At 60.8% G+C, this 1018-nt stretch carries 1 protein-coding gene; it reads right to left on the reverse strand.

The annotated features are described in order from the left end of the window. A partial coding sequence (locus tag FXB40_RS47510) for a molybdopterin-dependent oxidoreductase (RefSeq protein ID WP_148779128.1) occupies positions 1-1018 on the reverse strand: 1018 nt, incomplete at both ends.

The following is a 1018-nucleotide window of genomic DNA, read 5'->3' on the forward strand; positions in this document are numbered from 1 at the left end:
AGATGTGTATAAGAGACAGCGGTTCAGCTTGGTCAGGATCTGCACCGTGAGCCGAAGCCTGCGCCACGCTGGGACCACCAGGCGATGCTCCGGTACGGAGCGCACCAAATTGCCGCCGAGTTGGATGACCGCCCGAACCGATCCGTCGATGACTCCCTTGCAGGCCTCCACTGTGGTGAGACCCTTTTTCTGCGGTACATCGATGCCGAACAGCGCCTTGACCTTGTCAGCTGGCACCATCGCCGGCTTCTCGGTAATGCCTACCGTTCGCTGTCCCTGGACATTGGAATGGCCACGGACCGGACAGATGCCGGCACCCGGGCGGCCGACATTGCCGCGCATCAGCGCGAGGTTGACCATGGTTTGCACGGTCTCCACGCCCTTGCGATGTTGCGTCAGCCCCATTCCATAGATGAACATCACCGAACTTTTCTGCGCGTAAACGTGAGCAGCTGCCTCGAGCGCACCCCGCGTCAAGCCGGATCTGGCCTCGATGTCGGACCAACTGCACGCCTTGACGGCGGTCGACCAGTCATCCCAGCCGTGACAATGCTCTTTGATGAAGTCCCAATCGATGACTGAGCCGCCGGCAGGGCCGGCCTCCTCCTGCTGCAGCAACGCCTTGGCGATGCCCATCATCGCGGCGGTATCGCCACCGCTCCTGACTTGATGATATTGCGAGCTGATCGGCGTCGCTGCGCCGCTGAGCATTTCGCCCGGCGCTTGCGGATTGGTGAACTCGACCAGCCCCCGCTCGCGCAAGGGATTGAAGGTGATGATTGGGACGTCCCGCTTTGCTGCCTGTTGAAGCTGGTGCAGCATGCGTGGGCTCGACGTGCCGACATTCTGACCAAAGAAGAAGATGCAATCGGTCTTGGCGAAGTCATCCAACGTGCAGGTTCCCACGGGAACGCCAATGCTCTCGGGAAGCGCCACCGACGACGTCTCATGACACATGTTGGAGCTGTCGGGCAGGTTGTTGGTGCCATAGGCCCTGGCCTGTCTCTTATACACATCT

The organism is Bradyrhizobium rifense (assembly GCF_008123425.1).
GTDB classification, from domain to species: Bacteria; Pseudomonadota; Alphaproteobacteria; order Rhizobiales; family Xanthobacteraceae; genus Bradyrhizobium; species Bradyrhizobium rifense.